Here is a 9888-nt window from a genome sequence, read left to right on the forward strand (position 1 = left end):
GCAAGCCCTTGGACGGGCGTTTATAATATTGCAACTTTCCCGTTGCCGGCCCGAGAGCGAAACCGGCACGCGGGCAGTTAGACCAGCAGCTCGGCGATCTGGATCGTGTTCAGTGCCGCGCCCTTGCGCAGGTTGTCCCCGGAGACCACGAAGACGAGCCCGCGGCCACCGTCGACCGCCTGGTCCTGCCGGATGCGGCCGACGAGGGACTCGTCCTTGCCGGTGGCCTCGAGCGGTGTGGGGACGTCGACGACGCGCACGCCGGGGGCGTTGTCGAGGACCTTGCGGGCGCGCTCGGGGTCGATCGCCTCGGCGAACTCGGCGTGCACGACCATCGTGTGCCCGGTGAAGACCGGCACGCGGACGCAGGTCCCGGAGACGCGGAGGTCGGGGAGGCCGAGGATCTTGCGGGATTCGTTGCGCAGCTTCTGCTCCTCGTCGGTTTCGAGGGAGCCGTCGTCGACGAGGTTGCCCGCCATCGGCAGCGCGTTGTAGGCGATGGGTGCCACGTAGGGGCCGAGGTCCGCGGGCGCCACGACGCTGCCGTCGCGGGCCAACTCGGGGCCGCGCTCGCCGACCTCGGCGACCTGGGAGGCCAGGGCGTTGACCCCGGCCAGGCCCGAGCCAGAGACAGCCTGGTAGGAGGCGACGCGCATGGCGGTGAGCCCGGCGGCGTCGTGCAGCGCCTTCGCCACCGGCATGATCGCCATGGTGGTGCAGTTCGGGTTGGCGATGATGCCCTTCGGCAGCTCAGCGGCCTTGTCGGGGTTGACCTCGGAGACGATGAGGGGCACCTCGTCGTCCTTGCGCCACGCCGAGGAGTTGTCCACAACCTTCGCGCCCGCGGCGGCGAAGACGGGGGCCCACTGACGGGAGGTGGAACTGCCGGCGGAGAATAGCGCGATGTCGACGTCGGAGACGGAGTCCTCGGTCACCTGCGTCAGGTCCTCCACCACGACGGACTCGCCGCGGAATTCCAGCGTCGTGCCCGCCGAGCGCGGGGAGGCGAAGAAGCGGACCTTGTCGGCGGGGAAGTTGCGCTCCTGCAGGATCGAGCGCATCACGCGCCCGACCTGCCCGGTTGCTCCGACGACTGCGATGGTGGTCATGGGGGATCTTTCCTTGTGGGTGGGACGGTGGGTGGGGCGTCGGTTAGCGGCCCGTGCCCGCGTAGACGATGGCGGGCTCATCGCCGCCGAGGCCGAACTTGGCGTGGATGGCGCGGGCGGCGTCGGCGAGATCGATCTGGCGCACGACGGCCGTGATGCGGATCTCGGAGGTGGTGATCATCTCGATGTTGATGCCGGCGTCGCGCACCGCCTCGGTGAAGTCGGCGGTGACGCCGGGGTGCGACTTCATGCCGGCGCCGACGAGGGAGACCTTGCCGATCTGGTCGTTGTAGATCAGATCCTCCCAGCCCTCGGACTCCTGCAGGACCGCAAGCAGCTCCATCCCGCGCTTGCCGTCGGCCTTCGGCAGGGTGAAGGTGATGTCGGTGCGGTTGTCCTCGAGGGAGGAGATGTTCTGCAGAACCATGTCGATGTTGATCTCGGCGTCCGCGAGCGCCCGGAAGACCTTGGCGGCCTCGCCCGGGGTGTCCGGGATGCCGAGGATGGTGATCTTGGCCTCCGAGTCGTCGGTGGCCACGCCGGTCAGTACTGCTTCCTCCACGGGGATATCCTCCAATGCTCCGGCGACGAGGGTGCCGGTGTCGTTACTGTACGAAGAGCGAACGCGCAGGGGCACGTTGAAAGCGCGGGCGTACTCGACGCTGCGCAGGACCAGGATCTTCGACCCGGACGCGGCGAGCTCCAGCATCTCCTCGAAGCAGAGCTGGTCGAGCTTGCGCGCGTCCGGCACGATGCGCGGGTCCGCGGTGTAGATGCCGTCCACGTCGGAGTAGATCTCGCACTCGTCGGCACCCAGCGCCGCCGCCAGCGCCACGGCCGTCGTGTCGGAGCCGCCGCGGCCGAGGGTGGTCACGTCGCGGGTATCGCGGTTGACGCCCTGGAAGCCCGCTACGATGGCGATCTTGCCCTGGTCGAGCACCTCCTGGACGCGACCCGGCGTGACCTCGATGATGCGCGCGTTGCCGTGGCGCTCGGTGGTGATCACGCCGGCCTGGGAGCCGGTGAAGGACTGCACCTCGGCACCGAAGGAGGCGACGGCCATCGCGACCAGCGAGTTCGAGATGCGCTCGCCGGCGGTGAGCAGCATGTCCATCTCGCGCGCCGGCGGCACGGGGTTGACCTGGGCGGCCAGGTCCAGCAGCTCGTCGGTGGTGTCGCCCATGGCGGAGCAGACGACGACGACGTCGTGGCCCTGGCGCTTCGTGTTCACCACGCGCTCGGCGACGGCACGGATCCGATCCGCGCTCTCCAGGGACGATCCCCCATACTTCTGGACGATCAATGCCATTCGTTGTGCCACCTTCCGCTGTGCGCTCCGGGAATCCGCGCTCCAATACTACAAGCTCGGGGCTTCGAAATGGCCCGGTGGTGCGAAATACATTCGGCCGCGGCCCCTGGCTTATGGTTGTCTCGTGCACAACAACGCCCTCGCCGTCCTCTTCGCCTTCACCTCGGCGCTGATGATCGCGGTTGGCACCGTGTGGCGCCACCGCATCCTGCGCTCCGGTCTGACGCAGGCGGAGGCGAACGCGTCGCCGTTGGCGTCGTTAAGCAGGCCCTCGTGGTGGCTCTCCCTCGCCCTCGCCTTCGGCGCGTACGCCGTGCAGGCGCTGGCGCTGGCGTTCGGCTCCCTGCTCGTGGTGCAGCCCATCCTCGTGCTGTCGCTGATGCTCACCCTCGTGCTTTCGGCGCGCGTGGAGCACCGCCACATGGAGGCCGACGAGACCTTCTGGGCGCTCACCCTGACCGCCTGCGTCGGCATCGTCGTGGTCCTCGGCCGCCCCATCCCGGGCGAGCGCATCGTCCCCACCTGGGAGTGGGCCGTATTCATCGCGGGGGGTTGCGCGCTCTTTGGCGCGCTCTTCGCCATCGCCTATCGACGCCACACCCCCGCCCCCGCCAAGGCCCTGCTCTACGGGATCGTCTGCGGGGCCGTCTTCGGCTACCTCGCGGTGTTCTCCAAGGTCACCGTCGACGCCTTCACCCACGGCGGGCTGGAGGAAATGCTGGTGACGTGGCAGTTCTGGGCGCTTCTGGCGTCGTCGATCGTGGGCACAGGTGTGCAGCAGTACGCCTTCGGCGCCGGGGTGCTGTCCCGCTCGCTGCCCGCGATGAAGATTGTCGAGCCCCTCGTCGCGCTGTCCCTGGGCTACATGCTGCTCGGCGAGGACTTCGGCGTGTCCAGTGTTGTGGGGTGGGCGGTCATCGTCGCCGCGGTCGTCGGGATGATGGTCGCCACCGGGATGCTTTCCCGCAAGCCCGTGACCTAGCCCCTTTCCGCCGAAACCGCTTGCGCTCCGCCACTGCGGCGCTATGATGTGTCCCATGTCATCGGCACAGGTGCGCCCCTTCGGGCAGCTTCTCCTTCTATGCCGCGGCGGGAATCAGGCCTTTACCAGCTAGCACGGCCGGCACCCCGTCGCGGAGTTTGTGTTTGCCGGCCGTGAGCCCCCACACAGCACGTCACGAAGGATGAATGGCCATGACGCCGACCAACACCGAGTTTTTCGCCCCCACCGAGATCCGCACCCCCTCCGGCCCGCGGAACGAGGGCCAGCCCGCCTGGAACAAGCAGCGCGGCTCCCAGATGCCCGTCGACCGCTACCTGCCCTTCGCGCAGGAGGTGGAGGACATCACCCTGCCCGACCGCACCTGGCCGGACAAGAAGATCACCGTCGCCCCCCAGTGGTGCGCCGTCGACCTGCGCGACGGCAACCAGGCCCTGATCGACCCGATGAGCCCCGAACGCAAGCGCCGCATGTTCAACCTGCTGGTACAGATGGGCTACAAGGAAATCGAGGTCGGCTTCCCCTCGGCCTCCCAGACCGACTTCGACTTCGTCCGCGAGATCATCGAAAAGAACATGATCCCCGAGGACGTCACCATCCAGGTGCTGGTCCAAGCCCGCGAGCACCTGATCCGCCGCACCTTCGAGGCCTGCGAGGGCGCCCCCAACGTCATCGTCCACTTCTACAACTCCACCTCGAAGCTGCAACGCGAGGTGGTGTTCCGCAAGGACCGCGCCGCCATCAAGAAGCTGGCCACCGACGCCGCCGAGCTGATTAAGTCCATCGCCGCCGACTACCCGGGAACCAACTGGCGCTGGGAGTACTCCCCGGAGTCCTACACCGGCACCGAGCTGGACTTCGCCCTCGAGGTATGCGACGCCGTGGTGGACATCATGGAGGCCACGCCGGAGCACCCGATGATCATCAACCTGCCGTCGACGGTGGAGATGATCTCCCCCAACGTCTACGCCGACTCCATCGAGTGGATGCACCGCAACTTTGCCAAGCGCGACTCGATCATCCTCTCCCTGCACCCGCACAACGACCGCGGCGAGGGCGTCGCCGCCGCCGAGCTGGGCTACCTGGCGGGCGCCGACCGCATCGAGGGCTGCCTGTTCGGCAACGGCGAGCGCACCGGCAACGTCGACCTGGTCACCCTCGGCCTGAACATGCTGACCCAGGGCGTCGACCCGCAGATCGACTTCTCCGACATCAACCGCATCCGCGAGGTCGTGGAGTACTGCAACCAGCTGCGCGTCCCGGAACGCCACCCCTACGGCGGCGAGCTGGTGTTCACCGCCTTCTCCGGCTCCCACCAGGACGCCATCAACAAGGGCCTGGACGCGCTCGCCCAGAAGGTCCGCCCGGATGCCTCCTCCACTGACGTCACCTGGGAGGAGTTGCGCGACACGGTGTGGGAGGTGCCCTACCTGCCCATCGACCCGAAGGACGTCGGCCGCACCTACGAGGCCGTCATCCGCGTGAACTCCCAGTCCGGCAAGGGCGGGGTGGCCTACATCATGAAGACCGACCACGGCATCAACATGCCCAAGGCGATGCAGCCCGAGTTCTCCGCCATCGTCCAGTCCATCACGGACTCCGAGGGCGGCGAGGTGAACTCCAAGAACATGTGGGACATCTTCGCCGGGACCTACCTGGACCTGGAGGCCCCGCTGGAGCTCATCGACTACGAAGTCACGGGCGCCGTGGCCGAGGACGAGGACTCCGCCGTCGTCGCCCAGGTGGAGTACGACGGGCAGCGCCGCGAGATCCAGGGCACCGGCAACGGCCCCATCGCGGCCTTCGCCCAGGCGCTGGAGGCCCTCGGCATCGATTTCGAGGTGCAGGACTACTCCCAGCGCTCCCGCACTGCGGGCGACGACGCCGACGCGGCCTGCTACATCTACGCCAACGTCGACGGCGCCAACGCGTGGGGCGTGGGCATCGCGGGCTCGACCACCAGGGCCTCGCTGAAGGCCATCGTCTCCGCCGTGAACCGCGGGCTGACCAAGGCGTAAAGCCTGCCGCACACTGGCCGAAGCGTAGAACAACCACTGCCGACCATGTCATTCATGGTCGGCAGTGGCCATTTTCAGGGACGGTTCGGCGGCGGCGATCAGGTGACCGGTCAGCCGCCGAGCCGCATGCGCGCCCGGTCAGGCGCCGTCCGCGTCGTTGCGGTTGCGTCGGCTCATCACCTGCGCGATGACGGTGGACGCGATCAGGCCGGCGAGGGCGATCGTGAGGTAGACGCCCTTGCGGTCGCCGCTGGTCTGGAGGACCGACGGCGGCTCGGGGGTGTTCGATGCATCCAGGACGCTGGTGGTGTCGGTGCCGTCGACCACTCCCCGGATCCACGGGGCGGAACCGGCGACGGTGGTGATTGCCGCGCTCGGCGACGGCAGATCCGGGTCGCCGTTCGACGTGCCGGCCGTGGCGACGCCGGCGACCTTGCCGTCGACGAAGAACGGGGAGCCGGAGTCGCCGCCCTGGGTACCTTCGCCGTCGAGCGAATGAACGTCGATGATGTCGCTGGCGATCATGGTGGTGACCGACGGGTCATCGCCCGAAACGCCGCCACCCGGCGTCGCGTCCGGCTCACCCGGCATCATGCTCGGTGCGCCCGATCCGCCGGGGGCGGGAACGCTGTCGTCGGAAAGCGGGCCGCCGAAGGCCGGGATGCTCTCGGTGCCGTCGGGGGAAATCGACGGCTTCACGTCGCCGTCGGGCATCACCGGCGGCATGCTGCCGTCGACGATCGGACCGCCCGGTGCCGGGATGGACTCGACGCCGTCGACTTCGCCGGGGTCGCCCGTGTCGCCGCCGGGGGCCGGGGCCATTCCGCCGAGGACTTCCTTGACCTCCATGCGCGCCATCGGCAGCTTCCCCTTGCGGGCCAACGAGGAGCTGCTGCTCCAGCCGTAAAGGGTGCCGATCTCGCCGGGCTGCGGCACCTCGGACGCGAGGTCGACGGGCTCGACGGAGGTGACCTTGCGGTCCAGGTGCATCAGGCCGATGTCCGCGGTCGGCGCCATCGCCCACGAGTCGACGTCGAAGATCTCGTCTCCGATGCGGGCCTGCGACCCGTCGTTTTTCACCGACTCCAGGCAGTGCCGTGCGGTGAGCACCCACTGGTCGGCGATCAGGGAACCGGTGCAGTCCCCGAAATCGCCGGCGCGGCCGATTTTCAGCGAGGCGGTCGCGTTGCTCTCCGGCGACGACGGTGCCTCCTGGGCGTGCTCCAATGCGTGGGCCGGGGTGGCGCCGAGGGCCAGGAATCCGACCGCGAATGCCGCTGCAGTTGCTTTTGCGTTTTTCACTTTCAAGCCTTCTTTCCGGCCGGAACCGCGATGGTGATGATCCGGGCTACGAGTCTCTCCATGGGGCCCTTGCCCAGGAAGTGCTTCCACAGCGCCGCAATGACCAGGAAGAACACGATGAAGCCCAACGCGGACAGCGTCGAATGCAGCGCGATGTTCTGCTGCCACCAGTAAGCGGTGAGGACGTGGAGCATGTAGACGGTCAGCGACATCGAGCCCATTGCAGCGACGGGGTACACGACCTTCGGTGCCTTCACACCGACGATGAGGCACAGGTGGAAGATGACGGCGGATGCGGCGACGGAGAGCAGGATTTCGCCCAGAACGCCGGTGTGGCCGGTGAATCGCAGCCAGCCGGGCACGTCCATCTGGAAGCGGAAGTACATGCCGATCGCGACGACGACGAGGCTGGCGCCGGTGACGGCCCACGGCAGCGACGCCCGTCGCTTCGAGCCGGTGACGAAGCTCTTCAGGTAGACCTCGTACAGCAGCATGCCGCCGATGAAGTAGGCGATCCACGCGAGCAGCGGGTAGATCTGCGGCAGGGTGTACGGGGCGTACCTGACGGTGGCCGCGGCGGTCGCGACGACGAACAGGGCCAGCTTCCACCAGACGTTCAGCGGCGGACCCCAGGAGACGATGATCATGGTCAGGCCCATGGCCACCAGCACGACCTGGATTTGGCCGCCGACCGGCAGCAGGGCCAAGCCGAGCAGCATGATGACGCTGCCTCGGACGACGAGCCGAAGGAGCGTGTCGAACGTGTAGTTGCGTCCGATCACCATGAGGGTCGTGCCCGCGATGACCGCGAACAGTGCCGAGGGCACGCCGTTGATGATGACTTTCGTGCTCCACAGCAGTGAGGCCATGTGCACGATTATCATTCCGATAATCGCGAGGCCCCGGGCCACATCCAGGCCCACGATGCGCGAAGGTGAGGACACCTATATCCCGCCTTTCCGTGCGCGCACGTTCAGTCGTGCGCGCGATTACTGCGCCGTCCGCAAACTTGTGTGGCAGACGGCGCTACGTTGTTTCCGTGACAGCTAAGTTGAACATGTAAAGGTAGGTCGACCCATACGAATACCTGGGACTTTCCAAGGTTTTCGGAAATGTTTCTCACGGAGCATGCCGCGACACTACTTTGTGACGCCCACCACACTCGACCACTCTCCGACTGCGGCCACCCTCGGTTCCCCCGGAACGTGATAAACGAAAAGCTAACGGGTTTAGGTAGGTCACATGCAGCGCGCACTCCCCCTTCTGTGCCGCGGCGGGGCTCGACTGTAAAAACGGCCGGCTCCCCATCGCGGGTTTTTCACGTGCCGGCCAGCTGACCTCCACCACCCCCAATACAGCGCCCCGCCCTCCCCTGCCAACGCCACACCCCACGGCCGCACCGCGGACAGGCACCACCGGGACGGGAAAGGGATCCGCGCCGAAAGGTAAAATCCAACCCCATGTCCCCCAACGGCGAGATCCCCAGGGACAGCCGGCATGGAACAAACAACGCACCTTCACCTTGCCCACCACCCGCTACCAGCCCTACGACGTCGAAGTACAGGACTTCCACCTGCCCGACCGCACCTGGCCGGACAAACGCATCACCACCGCCCCGCTGTGGTGCGCCGTCGACCTGCGTGACACGGTGTGGGAGGTGCCCTACCTGCCCATCGACCCGAAGGACGTCGGCCGCACCTACGAGGCCGTCATCCGCGTGAACTCCCAGTCCGGCAAGGGCGGGGTGGCCTACATCATGAAGACCGACCACGGCATCAACATGCCCAAGGCGATGCAGCCCGAGTTCTCCGCCATCGTCCAGTCCATCACGGACTCCGAGGGCGGCGAGGTGAACTCCAAGAACATGTGGGACATCTTCGCCGGGACCTACCTGGACCTGGAGGCCCCGCTGGAGCTCATCGACTACGAAGTCACGGGCGCCGTGGCCGAGGACGAGGACTCCGCCGTCGTCGCCCAGGTGGAGTACGACGGGCAGCGCCGCGAGATCCAGGGCACCGGCAACGGCCCCATCGCGGCCTTCGCCCAGACGCTGGAGGCCCTCGGCATCGATTTCGAGGTGCAGGACTACTCCCAGCGCTCCCGCACTGCGGGCGACGACGCCGACGCGGCCTGCTACATCTACGCCAACGTCGACGGCGCCAACGCGTGGGGCGTGGGCATCGCGGGCTCGACCACCAGGGCCTCGCTGAAGGCCATCGTCTCCGCCGTGAACCGCGGGCTGACCAAGGGGNGCCCCATCGCGGCCTTCGCCCAGGCGCTGGAGGCCCTCGGCATCGATTTCGAGGTGCAGGACTACTCCCAGCGCTCCCGCACTGCGGGCGACGACGCGGACGCGGCCTGCTACATCTACGCCAACGTCGACGGCGCCAACGCGTGGGGCGTGGGCATCGCGGGCTCGACCACCAGGGCCTCGCTGAAGGCCATCGTCTCCGCCGTGAACCGCGGGCTGACCAAGGAGCAGACCAGCGGCGTCTAAGCCACCTCATGTGATGTAAATCACGCATGGTCCCGCCTATGAGGTTGCCGGCCTTTATGGCTTTGCACAGGTTCTGCAACGTATCCTGACAGGTGTATGTTTCTGACCTAGAACTGAGCCGACCTTGAGCGAGGCATGAGAACTTCTGCGTACGTGATCCCTGATCGCGGTCTCGGTCCCCTGCGCCGCGTCCCCGCGGTGCAGCTGGACGACGCCGCGATCCTGCGCGTTCTCTCCTCCGCCGGCGCAGACTGCGCCGACATCACGGTGGCGCTCAGCCCCCGCGCCGGAACGACCGGCTACGACCTCTCCCTCGAGGGCTCTTACCTGGGCCTTTTTCCCGGCGAGGCGGCCGCCGAGTACGCCTTCCTGCCCGACCTGATCTCCAACGGGCTCACCCCCCTGGCCACGGCGCGGGCCCGGCGCCTGCCCGACGAGCGCGCGGAGCTCTCCCTCCGCCTGCCCGAGCCGCCGGTGGTGGCCACCTGCAGGCAGTGGCCGTCGGTGAGCACGCGCTGGGCGCGGCGCTCGCGCTTATACACATCCGCACCGGCCGCCGCGCCACGAGGTGACGCGTTCCCAGGTCTCCGGCCCACTCCGCCAACAAACACGTGCGAGTACGCACATCTCGCGCCCGCCGTGTAACGACGCTG

At 67.6% G+C, this 9888-nt stretch carries 7 protein-coding genes and 1 pseudogene; 4 read left to right on the top strand and 4 right to left on the bottom strand.

Annotated elements, in window-relative coordinates:
- Positions 1-77: 77 nt before the first annotated feature.
- Entirely contained in the window at positions 78-1109 is a 1032-nt protein-coding gene (locus DYZ02_RS06145) for an aspartate-semialdehyde dehydrogenase (RefSeq protein ID WP_115685456.1), read from the bottom strand.
- A 43-nt stretch (positions 1110-1152) separates the two neighbouring features.
- Entirely contained in the window at positions 1153-2418 is a 1266-nt protein-coding gene (locus DYZ02_RS06150) for an aspartate kinase (protein ID WP_115685457.1), read from the bottom strand.
- A gap of 124 nt (positions 2419-2542) precedes the next feature.
- On the opposite strand from DYZ02_RS06150, the gene DYZ02_RS06155 reads away from it, so the two are divergent.
- On the top strand, positions 2543-3400 hold the full coding sequence (locus DYZ02_RS06155; RefSeq protein ID WP_115685458.1) for a DMT family transporter: 858 nt from the start codon (positions 2543-2545) through the stop codon (positions 3398-3400).
- 212 nt (positions 3401-3612) lie between these two features.
- On the top strand, positions 3613-5436 hold the full coding sequence (gene leuA / locus DYZ02_RS06160) for a 2-isopropylmalate synthase (RefSeq protein WP_115685459.1): 1824 nt from the start codon (positions 3613-3615) through the stop codon (positions 5434-5436).
- A gap of 138 nt (positions 5437-5574) precedes the next feature.
- Here leuA and DYZ02_RS06165 read toward each other — a convergent pair whose 3' ends face one another.
- Complete coding sequence (locus tag DYZ02_RS06165; protein ID WP_115685460.1) at positions 5575-6738, bottom strand: trypsin-like serine protease; 1164 nt, start codon at positions 6736-6738, stop codon at positions 5575-5577.
- Positions 6739-6740: 2 nt separating this feature from the next.
- Positions 6741-7682 carry a DUF418 domain-containing protein gene (locus tag DYZ02_RS06170; RefSeq protein WP_115685461.1) on the bottom strand — a complete coding sequence of 314 codons (942 nt, stop codon included), beginning with the start codon at positions 7680-7682 and terminating at the stop codon, positions 6741-6743.
- Positions 7683-8371: 689 nt separating this feature from the next.
- On the opposite strand from DYZ02_RS06170, the pseudogene DYZ02_RS06175 reads away from it, so the two are divergent.
- Both DYZ02_RS06175 and DYZ02_RS06180 read left to right on the top strand, forming a co-directional pair.
- Positions 8372-9235, top strand: a pseudogene (locus DYZ02_RS06175) (alpha-isopropylmalate synthase regulatory domain-containing protein); the annotation flags it as partial.
- Between the two features lie 135 nt (positions 9236-9370).
- Positions 9371-9880 (top strand): hypothetical protein, encoded by a 510-nt coding sequence (locus tag DYZ02_RS06180; protein WP_115685462.1) that lies wholly within the window; start codon positions 9371-9373, stop codon positions 9878-9880.
- The last annotated feature ends 8 nt before the right edge of the window (positions 9881-9888 follow it).

It is taken from the genome of Corynebacterium senegalense (genome assembly GCF_900411315.1).
GTDB classification, from domain to species: domain Bacteria; phylum Actinomycetota; class Actinomycetes; order Mycobacteriales; family Mycobacteriaceae; genus Corynebacterium; species Corynebacterium senegalense.